This is a genomic window from Panacibacter ginsenosidivorans (genome assembly GCF_007971225.1).
GTDB lineage: Bacteria > Bacteroidota > Bacteroidia > Chitinophagales > Chitinophagaceae > Panacibacter > Panacibacter ginsenosidivorans.
The window spans coordinates 1,818,238-1,838,724 of record NZ_CP042435.1 but is presented as its reverse complement, the minus strand read 5'-3'; the positions used below and the strand labels follow the sequence as shown (position 1 = coordinate 1,838,724).

Below are 20,487 nucleotides of genomic sequence, written 5' to 3'. Positions count from 1 at the left end.
GATGACGGGCACAAAAAATATAGCTATACATAAAATCGGAAACGGAAGCACTACGCAAAAAGAAGATTGCATAGTTGAAGAGTCTCCTTTGCAGATCGTTATTGAATATAGCACTGAAAATACCAGGATACAGGAATCACTTTCTGTAACCATGCGGACACCCGGCGATGACAAAAACCTTGTTGCAGGATTTTTATTTTGCGAAGGGTTTATACAGCATGCTTCTGATATCATATCCATAAAACACATCGGCAACGTAGCTGACGAATCTGTAATACTCGTGGAACTTGCCTATCATGTGTATGTAGATATAGAAAGTAAAAAAAGAAATTTTGTTTCTGCTGCTTCCTGCGGATTTTGCGGTAAAACAAATGCTGATATAATTTCGCAACAGGTATTTGCTCCGTTGAATAACAACTTTCAAATAAACGCTCAACAATTATATCAACTGCCGCAATTATTAAACACGTCACAAAATATTTTTACACAAACAGGTGGCTCACATGCAGTCGCATTGATCAATGGAAATGCTGAGTTGATACATATATGTGAAGATGTTGGCAGACATAATGCAATGGATAAATTGGTTGGTACGATGCTATTCAAAAATCTATTGCCACTTAAAGAACATGTCGTTTTATTTAGTGGCAGGCTTGGTTATGAGTTAGTACAAAAGTCTTTAACAGCGGGTATTCCGGTGGTTTGTGCAATCGGTGCACCGTCGAGTTTGGCAGTAGAACTTGCAGCAAAAAATGGCATGACTATCATTGGGTTTCTTAAAAATAACAGCTTCAATATTTATTGCGGTGAAGAAAGAATTATTCAGTCGTAAATTTGTAGAAATCTGTGATCATGAAATTGCGTTTTGAAAATAAGTCCATCCGTTTTCGCATCCGTAAATCTGAATTGCAACATTTGAAGCAACATGGTTTTGTAAAAGATGAAGTAGCATTTCCAAATGAGGTGCTTACTTATGAATTGCGTATTACAGATATTTCTGAAATAACTCCAGCTTTTTCTGATAATAAAATAACCATACATCTTCCTATTATAAAAGCCAATGACTGGCTCGATACTGATGAAGTCGGCATCTACAAACTCATCCACATTAATGCAGACGAGGTACTTGATATTGTTATAGAAAAAGATTTTCCCTGTAAAGACAGACCTGAAGAAGATAAAAGCGACACTTTTACTGAGCTAGTAGATAAAGATTCAAAAGGTAAAGTGTGTTAGTGTTTTTATGGACTTAGCTTCTGGATAAGCATTGAGCTTTTGTTGCGTCGCACACTTTTACTGTATAACTATATTCGGCAGATCATTCTCTAAAAAAATTATAGAAAAAATTTGCGCAAGTAAATACTTGCATTTATATTTGCAAGCACTTACTTGCATATTATGGAAACAAGACGCGATGTATTCCAGGCAATAGCAGATCCAACAAGACGAAAAATAATTGACCTGGTTGCCGGAGAAAAGCAAAACCTTAATGCGATAGCTGGAAATTTTGATATGAGCCGCCAGGCAATCTCGTTGCATATCAAAATACTCTCCGAATGTGGTTTAATAGTAATAAGAAAACAAGGCAGGGAAAGATATTGTGAAGCAAAACTCAAAAAACTTGGCGAAGTATCAACCTGGCTGGAGCAATACCGTAAGATCTATGAGGCAAAATTAGATTCGCTCGAAACCTACCTCGGTAAACTACAATCAAAAAACACGAAATATGGAAAACAAAAAAGCAATCGATAGTAATATATCCGATCGTGAATTGTTGCTATCAAGAGTATTAAATGCACCTGTAAAACTTGTATGGGATGTATGGACAGACCCAGAGCATATAAAAAACTGGTGGGGACCAAATGGTTTTACAAACACTATTCACAAAATGGAAGTAAATGAAGGGGGTGAATGGAATTTGACGATGCATGGACCAGATGGAACTGATTATAAAAATAAAAGTGTCTTCAAAGAAATAGTCAAACATAAAAAAATAGTTTACGAACATATTTCAGCGCCAAAATTTCTTGCAACCATAACCTTTGCCGAACAAGGAAATAAAACATTATTAACATGGCACATGCTTTTTAATACTGTCGAAGAATTTGAGCAAGTAGTAAAAGTATTTAAAGCTGATCAGGGTTTGAAACAGAACATTGACAAATTGGAAAGCTATCTTGCAAAAAGTTAATTTTCGTAATCTGCTATAGTATTTATTTAGTAATAATTGTGGAAGCGGTTATTTTTATTTCTGGTAAGGTGCGTGTTACATGCACCTTAATTTATTTTATAGCAGAGTAAAATATCCAGAGTACAAGAGTGCGACGCAACCACCGATGCCCAAAACTGTGTAGCCCGGCCAATAACTTTTTCTTTGATTACTCTTCATTCTTTCCTTAGTTTAGCAATAATTGTATTACCTACACTTAAAAGCCATTGAAATGAATTTTAAACAAAGCTTACTTCGTTATTCTTTTTTATTGCAACTGTTAATATGTCTTGTGTGTTTTCCTTCCTGTAATAATAATGAAACTGCAAAACAGAAAGAGGATAAGTCAGACAGCTTATCAGATGCACAACAACGGCTTCCTGAAAATGCATTGAAGGGTTTAACTGTTGCAAAAGACGTGCAGGTAAAAACAATGGCAACAGAACCAATGTTGAAAAACCCGACAAACATTGATGTTGATGAGCGTGGAAGAGTGTGGGTAAATGAAGCATACAATTACAGGCCTGCCATTAATGGCAATCCGGTGAATGCTTTGGGAGACCGCATTATGATTTTGGAAGATACAAATGGAGATGGCATTGCAGACACAGCAAAAGTTTTTTACCAGGGACCGGAACTTGATGCACCTCTTGGTATTTGTGTTTTGGGTAATAGAGTTATTGTTTCGCAAAGCCCTTATGTATGGGCCTTTTACGATGACGACGGAGACGATAAAGCAGACCGCAAAGAAATTTTATTTCAAGGCATCAGTGGAGAGCAACATGATCATGGTGTGCATGCATTCACTTTTGGTGCGGATGGAAAATTGTATTTCAACATGGGCAATGCAGGCGAGCAATTAAGAGATAAAAATAACAAGCCGGTTCTTGACCAGGATGGAGATGTAATCAGTCAAAAGAAATACAGGCAAGGCATGGTATTTCGTTGTGATCTTGATGGCTCACATGTAGAATGTCTCGGGCAAAATTTTCGCAATCCTTATGAAGTAGCTGTTGATAGTTATGGTACACTTTGGCAAAGTGATAATGATGACGATGGTAATCGTGGTACACGCATCAATTATGTAATGCAGTATGGCAATTATGGTTATACAGATGAAATAACTGGCGCCGGCTGGCAGGGAAACAGAACAAATATTGAAGATTCGATTCCCTTACGTCACTGGCATTTGAATGACCCCGGAACAGTACCGAATATGCTGCAAACATTTGCAGGATCACCCACAGGTATTTTAGTTTATGAAGGTTCTTTATTACCAAAAGAATTTCATGATCAGTTAATTCATTGCGATGCCGGTACAAATGTAGTGCGCAGTTATACTGTTGCAAATGCTGGCGCAGGCTACAACGCAAGCATCATCAATATTCTGAAAGGCGAGAAGGATCAATGGTTTCGCCCTGCTGATGTTTGCACTGCGCCTGATGGTTCAATCATTGTTGCGGATTGGTATGATCCCGGTGTTGGTGGTCATCAGGCAGGTGATCAGACACGCGGAAGAATTTATCGTGTTGCACAGGATATTTCAACATATAAAATTTCAAAAGAAGATTATTCAACTGCAGCCGGTGCAGTCGCTGCGTTGCAAAACCCAAATCTTTCTGTGCGTTATCACGCGTTTACTGCATTGCAGCAAATGGGTGCAATAGCAGTTCCTGAATTAGAAAAGTTATGGCACAATACAAATGCTGACCCACGCATGCGTGCAAGAGCTTTTTGGGTGTTGGTAAAAATGCCAAAAACTAATGCAGCACAATATATACAGGAAGCAATAAAAGATAACAACCCTGATCTGCGTATAACTGCAATAAGAGCGGCGCATGAATTAAATGCAAATGATGTTACAGTTATTCGTGCATTGGTAAATGTTCCAGATGCACAAGTTCGTCGTGAATGTGCACTTGCCTTACATCATAACAAAAATGCAGAAGCTGCTTCTTTATGGACAACACTTGCTTCACAATACGATGGAAAAGACCGCTGGTATTTAGAAGCGCTTGGTATTGGTGCCGATAAACAGTGGGATAAATTCTTTGCTGCTTATCTTGATAAAGTAAACGACCCTTTGCAAACGGCAGCATCAAAAGACATTGTCTGGCGTGCAAGAACAGATGCGGCTATTCCATACCTGGCAACACTTGCAAGTGATAAACAAACTGATCTCAGCAGTCGCTTAAAATATTTTCGTGCATTTGATTTTGAAACCGGGTCTTTGAAATCAAAGCTGTTGTTGAAAATGATCGAAGACAATACAAGCAATGATATTGCTTTGAATAAATTGGTGTTGCATGCACTCGATATAAAAACAGTAACACAATCACCCGTTGCGCAAAAAGCTTTGGCAGATGTGCTGCAATCTGTAGCAGGGACTGATGAATATATAGAATTGGTAAGTCGTTATGAAGTAAGATCTCAGAATAATAATTTATTACAGCTTGCCATTAACAAGCCACATGAAGGTGTTGGCAGAAATGCTGCGGGTTTGTTGTTGCATTTAGGCGGTGCGTCATTAGTTTCCGGCGTTTTCAATGGAAAAGATGCAGCACAGAAAGATAGTTTATTAATTTCACTTGCAGGTGTTGGTAGCAAAGAATCAATCGACATATTGCAGAACATTGCGCTCTCCAATAAATATGATATTGCGGTTAGAAAAAGTGCGGCTCATAAAATTGGTAATAGCTGGAGTGGCGAAGATCGTGTGCTTGAAATTTTGAAAGCAAAAAAAGTTCCTGCAGAATTAATACCCGATGTTGTTGCGAGTGTTGATGGTGCGTGGCGTGGTTCTGTGCGCAGCGAAGCAGCGAGTTATTTACCTGATAATGGCAAAAGCAAAACTTCAAAACCTGCACCAACTATGCAGGAGATCGCTGCGTTAACTCCCAATGCTGCAGAAGGACAAAAAATATTTGCAAACACCTGTAGTGTTTGTCACATGGTAAATAATATCGGCAACGATTTCGGTCCAAAACTTTCAGAGATCGGTTCCAAGTTGCCCAAAGAAGCGCTGCTCGAAGCAATCGTTAATCCTTCGGCTGGCATTGGTTTTGGCTACGAAGGCTGGGAAGTTAAAATGAAAGATGGTTCCACTATGTCTGGCATTATTGCCAGCAAAACAGAAACAGATATTGATATCAAATTTCCCGGTGGCGCACGAAAGCAGATCAAGACCGCAGATGTATTAGCGCTTACACAAATGAAAACTTCTATGATGACAGATGGCTTGTATCAAAACATGTCAACACAAGATCTTGCCAATTTGCTTGACTATCTTGAATCGTTGAAAAAGAAATAATTTTTTGAGCCGGGCTGAAGAATAAGTATTAGGCTTTCGTTGCGTCGCACTCTTGTGCGAATTGTTCTTTATGCGACATATTCTCTGGAGTAAAATGAATACAAGTAAGAAACTAAAAATATGGACAATCATTACTCAAGCATTTATTCTTGTCGGCTTTGGGCATGGAATTTTGTTCTTTCTGATAATCGAAATATTATGGTTTCCTTATTTTAATAAAGAACATTTCAGTTTTGATTTAAATGCATCTTTCGAAAATCATTTGCCTGTAGCAGGATTATTGACATTGCTAGGACAATGTGCTTTTATAATTTCGATTCTATTGAAGAATTATAAAATTAAGATGACTCTTCAAATTCTGGGGTTTGTTTTATTTTGGGTAAGTATATTTTATTTCGTTTACAACATAGAAGAATCTCCTGGGGTTCACTTTGCCACTATAACTTTTTTTCCATTTGTAATAAGCACAATCATTGCTTTTGCAGGAAAGCCAATAAGCAAATTTTATAAATATATCTTTAAAAAATAGGCATCTTCGCTGTAGTGGGTGTTATACTCTACACATTCTCTTCTTTCATAAAGTTCATCATTGTTCCACGAGTACAAGTGTGCGACGCAACAACCGGTGCCATGAAAAACTTTCGTTTGGTACATAAAAACCCTTCACTATTATTTTGACACAATTCTAATAAGTAACTTAGTGCCATGCCTGTAGAAAATGATCAGATAGATATTTCGCTTACACCTGTAAAATTTTCACACCTGTATCAAACGCCTATGCAGCATAAAGCTGTTGGTGTGCCTGCGATTGTTTCTTCGCTCAAACAAATGCTGCAATACATGCATGTGAAAGATGCGTGGAAAGCCGCGTTTGCATTAAATCAGAAAGGAGGTTTTGATTGCCCGGGTTGCGCCTGGCCCGATCCTGATGATGAGCGTTCATCGCTGGGAGAATATTGCGAGAATGGCATAAAGGCAATTGCAGATGAAGCACAGAAGAAAAAAATAACTGCGGATTTTTTTGCAAAACATAGTGTCTCAGCAATTGGTTCATGGACAGATTTTGAAATAGGCAAACAAGGGAGGTTAACGGAGCCGATGTTATTGAAAGAAGGTGCAACGAATTATACGCCTGTAACATGGGACGAAGCATTTACGATTATTGCAAATGAAATTCAGTCAATGCAATCGCCTGATGAAGCTGTGTTTTACACATCTGGCAGAACAAGCAATGAAGCGGCATTTTTATACCAGTTATTTGTAAGGATGAGTGGTACGAATAATTTACCCGATTGTTCAAATATGTGTCATGAAAGCAGTGGTGCAGGTTTATCAGAAACAATTGGCGTAGGAAAAGGAACGGTTTCATTAGAAGATATTCATAACGCAGAGTTGTTAATTATAATGGGACAAAACCCTGGCACCAATCACCCACGTATGTTGTCTGCATTGGAAAAATGTAAGAAGCATGGCGGAAAAATCATTGCCGTAAATCCTTTGCCAGAGCCGGGTTTAATGAATTTTATCAATCCGCAAAATCCATTGAAAATTGCAACGGGTGGAACACAGTTAGCTGATCTTTTTTTGCAGGTTCGCATTAATGGTGATGTTGCCTTATTAAAAGCAATCATGTTGGTGTTGTTGAATGAAGAAGAAAAAAATCCTGGAACAGTTTTCGACAAAAAATTTATTGGAGAACATACTTCAGGATATGATGAATTTATTGCTTCATTAAAAACGCAATCATTAAAAGAATGCATTGAAGAAAGTGGGGTCGAAGAAAATTTTATTCGTGAAGCAGTAACGTTAATTCAACAGCACAAAAAGATCATTGTAACGTGGGCAATGGGTTTAACGCAGCACAAGAATGCAGTTGACAATATAAAAGAGATCGTAAATCTTCTATTACTGCGTGGAAGTATTGGAAAACCTGCAGCAGGTGTTTGCCCGGTACGTGGGCACAGCAATGTACAGGGCGACAGAACAATGGGCATTTGGGAAAAAATGCCCGAGGCATTTATGCAAAAACTGAAAGATGTTTTTCAATTTGAACCACCTGCGAAACATGGTTATGATGTGGTGCAATCCATCAAAGCAATGCATGATGGGAAAGTGAGATTGTTCTTTGCAATGGGAGGTAATTTTTTGTCTGCAACACCTGATACAGCATTTACTGCAGGAGCACTACGCAAAACAAATCTTACAGTGCATGTTTCTACAAAACTCAACAGAAGTCATTTAGTGCATGGAAAACAAGCGTTGATATTACCTTGTCTTGGCAGAACGGATATTGATCTGCAAAGTGATAATGCACAATTTGTAAGTTGTGAAAATTCAATGGGTGTTGTGCAAATGAGTAGAGGCGTTTTGCAGCCACCATCAAAAGATCTGTTAAGTGAAGTTGCGATTATTTGTCAATTAGCAAAAAAGGTTTTGGGAAATAAATTCAATATTGATTGGGATGAACTGCAAAATAATTATGATGCTATAAGAGACCTTATTGAAAAAATAATTCCAGGTTTTGAAAACTATAATCAGCGTGTAAGAAACCCCGGTGGCTTTTATTTACCCAATGCGGTCAGGGAAAGAAACTTCAAAACAAAAACAGGTAAAGCAAACTTTACCGTATTGCCATTAAATAAAATTGAACTAAATAATGATGAGTATATTATGATGACGATAAGAAGTCATGATCAGTTCAATACTACTATTTACGGCATGCATGATCGTTACCGCGGAATACATAACGAGCGCAGAGTCGTGATGATGCATGAAGAGGACATGAAAGTGGCATCATTGGTAAAGCATGAAGTTGTTGATCTTGTAAGTTATTATGACAGCAAAGAAAGAGTTGCTGAAAAATTCATTGTAGTTCCCATGCCGATTGCAAAAAAATGCATTGCCACATATTTCCCGGAAGCAAACGTGTTGGTTTCTGTAAATGAAGTAGCTCACACAAGCAATACACCTGCTTCAAAATCTGTTGTGGTGAAAATAAGAAAGCGTGTTGACTAGTTTGTAGAATTAATTCCTCAGAGAATACAAATAATAGTCACCCACCTGTTAAAAAATATAAGGCATAGAAATTTCTATGTAACCTGTTGATAAACATCAAACATGGAAGCCATAGAAATTGTTCCTGCTCTTAACAAACAAAAGATCAAACGAATTGGTAAAGATCCTGTGAAAGCTGCTAAAGCTGTTGATCTCATTTATGTTTCAGACAGCCAGCCGGGCATTCTGCGTGTTCGCAATGAGAAGAACTTTGATTATGTTTTTAATAACAGGAAAATAAAAATTAAAAAAGAGCTTGATCGCATTAAAAGCCTTGTAATACCACCCGCGTGGGAAGATGTGTGGATCTGTGCTTTGGCAAACGGGCACCTGCAGGTTACAGGAAAAGATGCATTGAAGCGTAAACAATATCGTTATCATCCGGCATGGAATCATCTGCGCAACCATACCAAGTTTTATAAAATGATAGCTTTTGCAAAAGCATTACCTGCAATAAGATTGCAGTTAGAAAAAGACCTGGCTTTACCGGAACTTTCACAAAGAAAAGTATTGGCTGCGGTGGTCAGTCTTATGCAAAGAACAAATATTCGTGTTGGTAATAGTACGTATGAAAAATTGTATGGTTCATTTGGTTTAACAACGTTGAAAGACAAACATGTGGCCATAGAAGGTAGTAAGTTGCAATTCATGTTTAAAGGAAAGAAAGGTGTGGAGCATGATGTGAATATTACAAGTAAGCGTTTAGCAAGGATTGTAAAACAATGCCGCGATATTCCAGGGAAAGAACTCTTTCAGTATTTTGATGTGAACAAAGAACGTAGGAGCATTGATTCGGGCATGGTAAATAATTATATCAAAGAGATCAGTGGCGAAGACTTTACAGCAAAGGATTTCAGAACGTGGGCGGGAACAGTCAACGCTTTTCTTGCATTTAAAGAGCTTGGTTTTTTTGAAACGGAAGCTGAGTCAAAAAAGAAGGTTGTTGAGGCGTTGGATAATGTTGCAAAAAGTCTTGGCAATACAAGAACAGTGTGTAAAAAATATTATGTGCACCCAATCATCATAAGTATGTATGAAGATAAAACGCTTGAAAAATATTTGAACGAACTTGAAAAGATGGAAGTAAATGATAATAAAGCTGACCTTACTCCGGAAGAAAAAATTGTGATGAAGATTTTGGAGAATTAAATTTTTTAACCGGCAGTGGTTCTTCGTGGTATCGCCTGTTGTGTCACTCACTTGTGCGTTCGGAACATTTATGAACGGGTGAAAAATGAAAGGTAAAAAGGCAAAACTCTATTTCACATGTCACAATTGCTTTTTCACTTGCTGAAATGTGTAGTGCTGTACAAGAGTGCGACGCAAGAGTAGATGCCACCTGCATTGCAGCCCGGCTCATAAAAATAATTGTCGTAAATTAATCTGGATATGTTTTTGTAGTTAATCTTTAAATGTATTTATATGAAAGCGATCTGGACCGGTTCAATTGGTTTTGGGCTTGTAAATATTCCCATAAAAATGTACAGCGCCGTTGAAGAAAGTACACTCGATCTTGATATGCTCGACAAGAATGGGCACGCCAATATAAAATTTAAACGTGTAAATGAACATACTGGCAAAGAAGTGCCATGGGAAAACATAGTGAGAGCATACATGTTGAATGATAAGTATGTAATACTTGACGATAAAGATTTTGCAAAAGCAAGTCCTGAAAAGACAGATCATATAGAGATCATTCAATTCGTTGATGAAAAAGAAATTGATAGTACCTACTTTGAAGCGCCCTATTACCTGGAGCCACAGAAAACCGGAGGCCGTGCCTATGTTTTACTGCGGGATGCGTTAAAAAAAACTGCAAAGGCAGGTGTGGGCACTTTTGTAATGCGCAACAGAGAACATGTTTGTATCATTAAAACAATTGATGATGTATTGGTGCTTAACAGGATTCGTTTTGCAGAAGAAATAAGAAAGACGGCAGATTTAAAAATTCCAACAGCAAAAAGCAAACCTGCAGAAGTAAAGATGGCAACATCTCTAATTAATCAGTTGACAAAACCATTTGATCCATCAAAATTTAAAGATGATTATTCTGACAAACTATTGAAAGTAATTCGCGCAAAAGCAAAAGGTAAACAAGTTGCATATAAGCCTATGAAAGTTGTACATAGCAATACAAAAGACCTGATGGAACAACTAAAGGCAAGCTTATCAGGATCCGGATCAACTAAAAGAAAAGCATCATGAGTTTAAGCACTTATCATAAAAAAAGAGACTTTAAACAAACACGAGAACCAAAAGGAAGTGCAGCAAGGAAAAAAGGTTCTCGTTTTGTTGTTCAAAGGCATGATGCCTCTCATCTTCATTATGATTTTCGCCTGGAGTTGGGAGGTGTGTTGAAAAGTTGGGCTGTGCCAAAAGGCCCTTCATTGAATCCTTCTGAGAAAAGATTGGCGGTAATGGTCGAAGATCACCCGGTTGATTATATTACTTTCAAAGGAACCATTCCGAAAGGCAATTATGGAGCGGGTACAGTGCAGATTTGGGATAATGGAACGTTTATCCCTGTTGATGAAAAGCACGAACCAATAACAGAAGCAAAAGCATTGGCAAACATAAAAAAGGGTGAAATAAAATTTTCGCTGAAAGGAAAAAAATTAAAAGGTGAGTTTGTTTTGGTACGCCTGAAGAAAGATGAGAAGAACTGGTTAATGATAAAACACAAGGATGACTATTCTGTAAATAAGTTGTACGATGCTGAAGATGAAAAGAATGGCGTAATAGCAAAGAAAACGGTAGCGTCAATAAGACATGGAAAAGCAAAAAAAATAGCGACTTACATAAAGCCAATGCTTGCATCAATTGCTAAGAATGCATTTGATGATAAAGACTGGTTGTTTGAAATAAAATGGGATGGGTATCGTGCTATAGCTGAAATAAAAAAAGGTGAAGTGAAATTTTATTCACGTAATGGTATAGATTTTTCAGAACGTTTTCCAGCTATAGTAAAAGAACTGCAAAAGATAAAACATGATGTAATACTCGATGGTGAGATCGTTTTGCTGAACGATAAAAATCTTCCCGATTTTCAAAAGCTGCAGCATTACGAAAATCATTTGAATTATCCTTTGATGTATTATGTTTTCGATATGCTGATGTTGGATGGAAAATCAACAACAGAGCTTCCATTGACAGACAGGAAAGAACTGGTGAAAAAAATGTTGAAGAAGAATGGTGTTATCCGTTACTGCGATGACGTTGATGAAAAAGGCATTTCATTTTTTGCAACTGCAAAAGAACAAGGACTCGAGGGAATTATTGCAAAAAAGAAAGACAGCACTTATGCAAAAGGCGCACGCAGTAAAGAATGGCTTAAGATAAAAAATGTGCAAAGCACCGAATCTGTTATTGTTGGTTATACAGAACCAAAAGGAGGGAGGCATCATTTCGGATCTTTGATACTTGCAAATAAAAAAGGAAAAGGCTGGCAATATCGCGGTCATGTAGGCACAGGTTTTAACAATGATCTGCTTGCATCCCTAAAAAAATTAATGAAGCCTTTGGAAACAGATGCTTCACCATTTAAAGAGGAAGTGCCGGTTAATGGTGAGACAACATGGCTCAAGCCGAAACTGGTTGCCGATATTGCATATACAGAAATAACAAGAGATGGCAGCTTTCGCCATCCCGTATTTTTAAGATTACGTGACGAAAAAAATATAAGTGCTGTGAACGATGAAAGTGAAAATGCAATAGAACCTGTTGCCAAAGAAAGAAAAGTAACTATTGGGAAAGATGTTATTGTCATCACCAATCAACATAAGATTTTCTGGCCCGATGAAGGTTATACGAAAGGCGATCTGGTAAATTATTATGACAGTATTTCAAAATATATACTGCCGCATTTAAAGAACAGACCATTATCGCTGAAGCGAAATCCAAACGGTATCAGAGATGCAGGGTTTTTTCATAAAGATGCAGGTGAACATGCACCAAAATATGCTTCTGTATTTCCTGTGCACAGTGAGAGCAGCAACAAGACAGTTGATTATATTGTGTGCAACAATAAAGCAACATTATTGTATCTCGCCAATCTTGGTTGTATTGAGATCAATCCATGGAACAGCACTGTTCAAAAACCTGATCATCCAACCTGGATGGTAATTGATATTGATCCTTCCGATAAAAATGATTTTACGCAGGTTGTAGATGTTGCGCTTGTTACAAAAGAAATTTTAGACCAGGCAGGTATAATAAGTTTTTGTAAAACATCCGGCGCCTCCGGGTTGCATGTTTATGCGCCAATGAAAAATAAATATGATTATAATACGGTAAAAGATTTTGCGCACATCATTGCATCATTGGTTCATGAACAGTTACCGGATACAACTTCTATAGAGCGTTCATTAAGTAAACGTGGACCACATATTTATATAGATTACTTGCAAAACAGGAGCGGGCAAACGCTGGCATCTGTGTACAGCCTCAGGCCTGTTGAAGGAGCAAATGCATCTGCCGCATTGGAGTGGAAAGAAGTAAATCATAAACTGCATCCATCCCAGTTCAACATACAAAACATGCCTGAAAGATTGGAAAAGAAACATGATCTTTTTAGTAAAGTACTTACTACTTCAAATAACATACAGAAAGCTTTGAAATTGTTGAATGTCTAAATAATATTACTATGAAAAAAGCTACACCTCAACAAAGACCTGGCAGTGAAAGTGCCATGCACCCTGATCCCGTGAGTAATGACCTGAAAGTTGCTGCGACACCAAAGCTTAAAAATAAAGTTGCATTGATAACAGGCGGAGATAGCGGCATCGGAAAAGCTGTAGCTATTCTCTTTGCAAAAGAAGGCGCAGATATAGCGATATCTTATTGGAAAGAACATAAGGATGCAAAAGATACTAAAACAACCATCGAAGAACAGTATGGTAGAAAATGCATATTGATACCCGGAGATATAAGCAATGAGCAACATTGCAAACAGGTGATTAAAGAAACGATTAAGACATTTAAAAAAATTAATGTGCTCGTAAATAATGCCGCCATTCATTATGAAGCAAAGAGCCTTGAAGATATTACTACAAAGCACCTGAAGCACACGTTTGAAGTAAATATTTACTCCATGTTCTTCATAACAAAGTATGCATTGCTGCATATGCGAAAAGGAAGCAGTATTATTAATACTTCATCCGTTACGGCATACCGCGGTAGTAAAGCTTTGATCGATTATTCGGCAACCAAAGGCGCTATCGTTTCTTTTACGCGTAGCTTGTCAGAAAACCTTGTGCAGAAAGGCATACGTGTAAACGGTGTTGCACCCGGCCCGATATGGACGCCATTGATCGTTTCGAGTTTTGATAAGAAACGTATTAAAGAACACGGGAAGAAAGCTCCCATGCAAAGGCCAGGAGAGCCTGTTGAAGTAGCGCCGTCTTATTTGTTTCTTGCATGCGATGACAGCAGTTATATCTCCGGACAATTCCTGCATCCGAATGGTGGCGAGATCATTAATGGTTAGTATTTGTTTGTTGCAGGCATTTGTTCTTCGTGGCATCTTTGTTGTGTCACTCACTTGTGCGTTTCTACATGTATGATCTTTGAGATTGATATTATTGCCCGGGGAAGGATCAGTTAATCAAAATGTTTTAATAAAGCGGGTCTTTGCTGCGTTGAATTGGATAAGTACAAGTGTGCGACGCAACAAAAGCATCATTCCCATTCTTAAGCCAGGCTCATAAAAAAAGCCCACATAAATTGTGAGCTTTCTTATAATTATCGAATATTTTATTTCATCCGCATATATGCTTGTCCACTCATCCGCATATTACGCATACATCTCTTCTCTTAATGCATGTACTCTTGTATCTTCAATATATTCATCAAATGTCATTAACCTGTCGATGGTTCCTTTAGGCGTTATTTCAATAACACGATTGGCAACAGTTTGCATGAACGTGTGGTCATGAGATGTGAGCAACACAATGCCGGGGAAAGTTTGACAACCATCGTTGAAACTTTGAATGCTTTCAAGATCCAGGTGATTGGTTGGCTGGTCGAGCACAATAAGATTTGGGTTTTGCAACATCATCCGGCTGATCATGCAACGCACTTTTTCACCACCACTCAGCACATTGGTTTTCTTCATAATGTCATCACCGCTAAACAACATCTTACCCAAAAAACCACGCAGGAAAGGCTCATCAGCATCTGTAACATGCGCAGGAACAAATTGGCGCAACCAATCTAACAGCGTTAAACCTTCTGTAAAGAATTCCTGGTTCTCTAAAGGCAAATATGCTTTTGTAATAGTAGTGCCCCATTCAAATTTTCCGCTATCCGCAGTTGCGTTGCCATTAATGATTTCGAAGAAAGCGGTAACAGCCAATGGATCTTTACTCAACATTGCGATCTTCTCACCTTTGTGAATACTGAAAGAAAGTTTATCAAACAACTTTCTGCCATCAACACTTTTGCTGAGATTTTCAACATTCAAAATCTGGTTGCCGACTTCACGCAATGGCTGAAAAATGATGCCGGGATATTTTCTGTTGGATGGTTCTATCTCTTCGATGTTCAGTTTTTCTAATGCTTTCTTTCTTGAAGTAGCCTGTTTACTCTTGGAAGCATTTGCAGAGAAACGCGCAATGAAGTCAAGCAATGCCTGGCGTTTCTCTTCCATTTTCTTGTTCTTGTCAGTCAACTGTCTTGCGATCAACTGCGAACTCTCATACCAGAAAGTATAGTTACCCGTATATATCTTAATTTTTCTTTTATCAACGTCGGCAACATGCGTACAAATGGTATCTAAAAAGTGACGGTCATGGCTTACCACCAACACAATGTTTTCGTAATCTGCCAAAAAGTTTTCGAGCCAGCCGATGGTTTCTATATCAAGACCGTTGGTCGGTTCATCCAATAATAAAATATCAGGATTGCCAAAGATTGCCTGTGCCAATAACACACGCACTTTCAACGTACCCGGAATATCTTTCATCAAAGTCTGATGATAAATATCTTTTACACCAAGATCGCTCAAGAGGCTGCCTGCATTGCTTTCCGCTTCGTAGCCGCCCATTTCGCCAAATTCGCCTTCCAGTTCACCGGCACGCATACCATCTTCTTCTGTAAAATCTGCTTTTGCGTAAATTGCTTCACGTTCATGCATTACATTCCACAAATGTTTGTGGCCCATCATCACGGTATTCAATACGGTGCATTCGTCAAACTCAAACTGGTTCTGCTTTAGTACGGCCATACGCTCACCAGGGGTAATTTCTACCGTACCTTTATTTGGCTCAATTTCACCGCTCAGGATTTTTAGAAAAGTACTTTTACCGGCGCCATTTGCACCAATAACACCATAACAGTTACCCTTTATAAAATTCAGGTTAACCTCATCAAACAAAACACGCTTGCCATAAGCCAGCGTTACATTTTTTACACTTATCATTTATTGCTGCTCTTTTAAGAAGGCGCAAAAGTAAGGCATAGTGCGGAAATATGAGAAGAAGATTGTGTTACGGGCCGAAGTGCCTGTGGCATCGCCGGTTGTGTCACTCACTTGTGCGGTTGGGGCTATTGTGCACAGATTATTTTACTTAAATAAAATGATAAGCCAAACTTTGTAAACCGGCATTACCTAAATGCAAAAAATCTTATCCATATATTTATCTAACTAATGTTAAATAACCGCTTTTACTTATGTTTTTTCTACCATCGATTGATTTCATAACTACATAATAGACATAAGTGCCGGAAGGTGCAGGATAATTTTTAAGCATTCCATTCCAGCCTTCAGAAATATTAGAAGTTCTAAAAACTATCTGCCCCCAACGGTTGAAAACCGTAAAGCTTACAAGGAGGTTATTCACCTGTGGTGGTACACGAAAAATGTCATTCACATTGTCACCATTTGGTGTAAATGCATTTGGCATATGTATTTCAAATTCGCATTGTTTAAATACGTTAATGGTATCTTCTTTAAACCCACAGCGGTTTGTAACATTAACTTTATAAACTCCGGGCTCATGAACAGAAAAAGTATTTTCAGTCGTATTGAGTCCATCCCACACATAATTGGTATAACCCTCCTGTGTTTTTAAAATAATGGTATCTTTCTGTCCCAGGCACCTGTCTGCTCCCAGGCTTAATTGTGGAGTGAAAGCGAAATCTACATTGTAGTATACCAGACTGTCACAACCTTTAATTGTTTTGAACTTAATAGTATAAGTGCCGGAGTTTTTAATGGTATCGTTATTAGGTAAAATATAAGATGAAATATTACATAAATTTATCTTAGATGCAGTATCAGTTACATCAGTGCAGCAAAGTTGCTTACAGCCATATTCCCCTTTAATAAAATAGTCAGCTGATGATAATAAAGAAAAATCGTTCCATTGCACAGAAGGCTGTTGATATACTAAATGAATGGGCCGGTTAATAAATGCTGTAGTGGCATCATTTGCTTTTATATTTTTAGGAGCTCCGATACATCCTCCATTGCCAAAGGGATCAGTTTTAATAAGCTGTAAAAATTTGCTTCCCCCATTCTGAGTAAATGAAAAAAAGTAATGACCAAATTCTGTACTAAATAATGCATTTGTTTCCTGGCTTCGTCCAAGTCCGGGGTAAGATTTTTGCCATTTTATATTTCCCTCAGGCTCTACTTCCATAAGAAAAGCGGTATCTGCATTATCCATTAGTATCACCCTGTTTCCGGTATTTGCTATATTAGTACCTGATGAGGCATATAAAGGCGGGCTATCATTTGTATAGCTTATTACCTTTGAAAGAAAACCAAGGCTGTCTGTTATATAATTGAACAATTTTTTTGTTTCTCTTCCATAAAAGTATTTTGTATCAGCATAAGAACTAATAAATCTAAGTTTACCGCCAGGCAATTCAGTAAATCCTGTTATTTCGCCAAACACTTTCTGGGTAAAGGAGAGCGTATCCGTATCAAGTAAAAATCTTTCCCAGTTAAGCGCTCCTGTTTCGCTGTTTAAGGAAGTAAAATAATATCCCTGTTGCTGGTAAGGGTGCGCATCATCAGCGAATCCAATAAAATTTGCAGATACAATTGCGCCATTTTTTAGCTGTTTTATTTTTGGAGCACCCAACGTTGCATGCTGAATAGTTGACTGGATTATTGTGGCCCATTTTGTATTTCCATTTTTATCTGTTCTTACAATAACATTATAGTCTTTATTAGCTAAATAATTAACAGCTAAAATATAATCTCCTTCTTTAGTTATTTCAATACCGCTCACATCGGAAAACGGTTCAGTAAGTGAAGTAACATTTATTTTTCCAAGTATTTTAGACCATATTGGGTTGCCATATTTATTCACTTTTATTAAAAATGCATATTGAGAAAGATGCGTTATGGGAAAGCTTGTATCTACATTTCCCACATTTCCAGCAAGAATAAAATTTTCGTCTTCTACTGCTATAACAGTATTTAAAACAACATAATTGTAAACATTCGTTTTATAATGCCTGCTCCATTGAACAGTTCCATTTGATGAAAATTTTGTAAGCCACCCATCTTGTAACAAAGAGTTATAACGATGTACATTTCCTGCCATCAATATTTCATTTTCGGAAGTGTATATGCTGCTTCTGGGTTCTTGAACAGTTAATGTGTTAAAGTGAATATCAAAATATTCGTCTGCACACGATTGGGCTTGCAGCTGAAGAGGCATTATAAATACCATCATCCATAATATAATAAATGCCAATGTCTTTTTAAACTCCTGCATTTTTGTATGCATAAAGGGTAATGGATAAAGGTAAAATTATATTGATAATAAAGTTTATCGAATATTTAAGAGCACCAGGTTCTTTTTAGAAAATATAATCAACCTGTAAGATAAATTATTAAAAACGTATATTATAAGCTTTGGATAAGTGGCATTGCTGGTTGTGGGCTATAAAATCAGGTGAACGTGTTAAGAAATCGTTTTGAAGATTACTCATGAACTAGTTATAAACTGAATTGTTAATTTAAAAAAATAAATATTGAATAAAGATATATAGCACAAGAGCGCGACGCAACCAAAGCATCATGCATATTCTTATGCCCGTCACCAAAAAATAATTTATCAACTGCAAACGTTTGAGATTATTATTTGTAGGATTTTTTTAAACATAAAATGCACATTGCCCTTTAATATTTTATCACTTATCCTATTTTAATGTGTAACAAATACGGTTTAAATAATAAAACCTAAATTGCGGCGGCATTTTTCACCAAAACGATTGACATGAATTTTAGAAGTTTCCAGGTTCCTTATCAGGTTGACGAGCAGTATTCAACAAGAACGGCTTACTTCTCCATGGAGTTTGCAGTACATAATGCATTAAAAATTTACAGTGGCGGACTTGGTTTTTTAGCGGGCTCTCACATGCGCAGTGCGTATGAATTAAAACAGAATTTAATTGGCATAGGTATATTATGGAAATATGGTTATTACGACCAGGCACGCAACCAGGATCAGACTTTGCAGGTTACGTGGATGGAAAAAATTTATTCATTTCTTGAAGATCCCGGCATCAAGTTTCAGATACTAATTCATGAACATCCTGTGTGGGTTAAAGCATATTATTTAAACCCGGAAACATTTAATACAGCACCCATGTTTTTGCTGAGTACAGATCTTCCGGAAAATGATTATGTATCTCAAACTATTACACACCGTTTATACGATGCGAATGTTGCAACAAAAGTTGCACAATTTATTTTGCTTGGTGTTGGTGGTGCAAAGCTTGTAGATGAATTGGGTTTTGCTCCTGACTTCTATCATTTGAATGAAGCACATGGTATTTCATCTGCATTTTATTTGCTTAATAAATTCAAGAGCGTGGAAATGGTGCGTAAACATTTAGTATTTACCACACACACACCTGAAGAAGCAGGCAATGAAAAACATGATATTTATCTCTGCCATAAAATGAGTTATTTCTGTGGTTTAAGTATTGATGAAGTACGAAAACTTACAGGTTTAAAAGATGACCAGTTCAACCATTCATTGGTTGCATTGCGTTTTGCAAAAATATCCAATGGTGTTTCACAGTTGCACGGGCACGTATCCCGTGAAATGTGGGGCAAGTATGAAGGCATTTGCCCGATCATTTCTATAACCAATGCACAGAACTGGCGCTATTGGGCAGATAAACAATCTTACCGTGCAATGGAAGAAGGCAATGACTGGGCATTTGATGACCGAAAAAAATATTTGAAGAAAAGAGCATTCAATAATGTTATCGCAGACCAGACAGGGAAACTGTTTGACCCCAATATTCTTACCATCGTTTGGGCACGCAGGTTTGCAGGTTATAAACGTGCAGACATGATAACACAGGATAAGGAAAGATTTGAGGCGCTGATGCATAATAAAAAATATCCTATCCAGATCATCTGGGCCGGAAAGCCTTACCCGCTTGATTATCCGGCTATCACGCAATTCAACAGTCTTGTACATTTAAGCAAGAACTATAAGAATATGGCAGTGCTTATTGGCTATGAATTATGGTTAAGCAAACGTTTGAAACAGTCTGCAGATATCTGGTTAAACAATCCACGTGTGCCACGCGAAGCATCAGGAACCAGTGGTATGACGGCAGCCATGAATGGCGCAGTGAATTTCTCCACAGATGATGGATGGATACCGGAGTTTATTAATCATGGTCACAATGGTTTTGTAGTACCGAAAGCAGATTACGAAAATATGACCGTACATGAGCAGGATGAGTATGATCTTAATAAAATGTACGACATTCTTGAAAACCAGGTATTGCCTTTATACTATGACAACTACGATACATGGAGACAGATCATGAAAAATGGTATGCGTGATGTGCGTTTCCAGTTTGACAGCAATCGTATGGCACATGAGTATTATGAATTAATGTATAAATAAAATAACAACGTAAATAAAGTAATAAT

At 37.6% G+C, this 20,487-nt stretch carries 14 protein-coding genes; 12 read left to right on the top strand and 2 right to left on the bottom strand.

What is annotated here, in order from left to right:
* The first annotated feature begins 1 nt into the window (after position 1).
* The 11 genes from fdhD to FRZ67_RS07565 all read left to right on the top strand — a co-directional run bounded on the left by fdhD (position 2) and on the right by FRZ67_RS07565 (position 14,058).
* The gene (gene fdhD / locus FRZ67_RS07615) at positions 2-832 is read left to right on the top strand and encodes a formate dehydrogenase accessory sulfurtransferase FdhD (RefSeq protein ID WP_147188974.1); all 831 of its coding nucleotides are present in this window, start codon (positions 2-4) and stop codon (positions 830-832) included.
* A gap of 20 nt (positions 833-852) precedes the next feature.
* Positions 853-1,236, top strand: coding sequence for a DUF7009 family protein (locus FRZ67_RS07610; protein ID WP_147188973.1), 384 nt, complete (start codon positions 853-855; stop codon positions 1,234-1,236).
* Between the two features lie 162 nt (positions 1,237-1,398).
* Positions 1,399-1,752, top strand: coding sequence for an ArsR/SmtB family transcription factor (locus tag FRZ67_RS07605; RefSeq protein WP_147188972.1), 354 nt, complete (start codon positions 1,399-1,401; stop codon positions 1,750-1,752).
* Complete coding sequence (locus tag FRZ67_RS07600; protein WP_147188971.1) at positions 1,727-2,191, top strand: SRPBCC family protein; 465 nt, start codon at positions 1,727-1,729, stop codon at positions 2,189-2,191. Before FRZ67_RS07605 ends, FRZ67_RS07600 begins: the two co-directional genes overlap by 26 nt.
* 250 nt (positions 2,192-2,441) lie before the next feature.
* On the top strand, positions 2,442-5,519 hold the full coding sequence (locus FRZ67_RS07595) for a PVC-type heme-binding CxxCH protein (protein WP_147188970.1): 3,078 nt from the start codon (positions 2,442-2,444) through the stop codon (positions 5,517-5,519).
* Positions 5,520-5,589: 70 nt separating this feature from the next.
* Entirely contained in the window at positions 5,590-6,048 is a 459-nt protein-coding gene (locus FRZ67_RS07590) for a hypothetical protein (protein WP_147188969.1), read from the top strand.
* A 176-nt stretch (positions 6,049-6,224) separates the two neighbouring features.
* Entirely contained in the window at positions 6,225-8,534 is a 2,310-nt protein-coding gene (locus FRZ67_RS07585; RefSeq protein WP_147188968.1) for an FdhF/YdeP family oxidoreductase, read from the top strand.
* Positions 8,535-8,636: 102 nt separating this feature from the next.
* On the top strand, positions 8,637-9,722 hold the full coding sequence (locus tag FRZ67_RS07580) for a DNA topoisomerase IB (protein ID WP_147188967.1): 1,086 nt from the start codon (positions 8,637-8,639) through the stop codon (positions 9,720-9,722).
* A 273-nt stretch (positions 9,723-9,995) separates the two neighbouring features.
* A complete protein-coding gene (gene ku, locus FRZ67_RS07575) occupies positions 9,996-10,778 on the top strand; it encodes a non-homologous end joining protein Ku (RefSeq protein ID WP_147188966.1) in 783 nt (260 codons plus the stop codon).
* Positions 10,775-13,204 (top strand): DNA ligase D, encoded by a 2,430-nt coding sequence (gene ligD, locus FRZ67_RS07570; RefSeq protein WP_147188965.1) that lies wholly within the window; start codon positions 10,775-10,777, stop codon positions 13,202-13,204. The genes ku and ligD overlap by 4 nt, the downstream gene beginning before the upstream one ends.
* An 11-nt stretch (positions 13,205-13,215) precedes the next feature.
* On the top strand, positions 13,216-14,058 hold the full coding sequence (locus FRZ67_RS07565) for an SDR family oxidoreductase (protein WP_147188964.1): 843 nt from the start codon (positions 13,216-13,218) through the stop codon (positions 14,056-14,058).
* Between the two features lie 306 nt (positions 14,059-14,364).
* Here FRZ67_RS07565 and FRZ67_RS07560 read toward each other — a convergent pair whose 3' ends face one another.
* Positions 14,365-15,990, bottom strand: coding sequence for an ABC-F family ATP-binding cassette domain-containing protein (locus FRZ67_RS07560; protein WP_147188963.1), 1,626 nt, complete (start codon positions 15,988-15,990; stop codon positions 14,365-14,367).
* A gap of 217 nt (positions 15,991-16,207) precedes the next feature.
* Positions 16,208-18,127 carry a T9SS type B sorting domain-containing protein gene (locus FRZ67_RS07555; protein WP_158638327.1) on the bottom strand — a complete coding sequence of 640 codons (1,920 nt, stop codon included), beginning with the start codon at positions 18,125-18,127 and terminating at the stop codon, positions 16,208-16,210.
* Positions 18,128-18,805: 678 nt separating this feature from the next.
* Here FRZ67_RS07555 and glgP point away from each other — a divergent pair.
* A complete protein-coding gene (glgP, locus tag FRZ67_RS07550; RefSeq protein WP_147188961.1) occupies positions 18,806-20,461 on the top strand; it encodes an alpha-glucan family phosphorylase in 1,656 nt (551 codons plus the stop codon).
* Positions 20,462-20,487: the final 26 nt, after the last annotated feature.

Coding starts and splice junctions, on each gene's coding strand:
- ligD (WP_147188965.1), top strand. CDS start 10,775: ATGAGTTTAAGCACTTATCATAAAAAAAGAGACTTTAAACAAACACGA.
- FRZ67_RS07605 (WP_147188972.1), top strand. CDS start 1,399: ATGGAAACAAGACGCGATGTATTCCAGGCAATAGCAGATCCAACAAGA.
- FRZ67_RS07585 (WP_147188968.1), top strand. CDS start 6,225: ATGCCTGTAGAAAATGATCAGATAGATATTTCGCTTACACCTGTAAAA.
- FRZ67_RS07610 (WP_147188973.1), top strand. CDS start 853: ATGAAATTGCGTTTTGAAAATAAGTCCATCCGTTTTCGCATCCGTAAA.
- glgP (WP_147188961.1), top strand. CDS start 18,806: ATGAATTTTAGAAGTTTCCAGGTTCCTTATCAGGTTGACGAGCAGTAT.
- FRZ67_RS07595 (WP_147188970.1), top strand. CDS start 2,442: ATGAATTTTAAACAAAGCTTACTTCGTTATTCTTTTTTATTGCAACTG.
- FRZ67_RS07600 (WP_147188971.1), top strand. CDS start 1,727: ATGGAAAACAAAAAAGCAATCGATAGTAATATATCCGATCGTGAATTG.
- FRZ67_RS07560 (WP_147188963.1), bottom strand. CDS start 15,990: ATGATAAGTGTAAAAAATGTAACGCTGGCTTATGGCAAGCGTGTTTTG.
- FRZ67_RS07580 (WP_147188967.1), top strand. CDS start 8,637: ATGGAAGCCATAGAAATTGTTCCTGCTCTTAACAAACAAAAGATCAAA.
- FRZ67_RS07555 (WP_158638327.1), bottom strand. CDS start 18,127: ATGGCAGGAAATGTACATCGTTATAACTCTTTGTTACAAGATGGGTGG.
- FRZ67_RS07565 (WP_147188964.1), top strand. CDS start 13,216: ATGAAAAAAGCTACACCTCAACAAAGACCTGGCAGTGAAAGTGCCATG.
- FRZ67_RS07590 (WP_147188969.1), top strand. CDS start 5,590: ATGCGACATATTCTCTGGAGTAAAATGAATACAAGTAAGAAACTAAAA.
- ku (WP_147188966.1), top strand. CDS start 9,996: ATGAAAGCGATCTGGACCGGTTCAATTGGTTTTGGGCTTGTAAATATT.
- fdhD (WP_147188974.1), top strand. CDS start 2: ATGACGGGCACAAAAAATATAGCTATACATAAAATCGGAAACGGAAGC.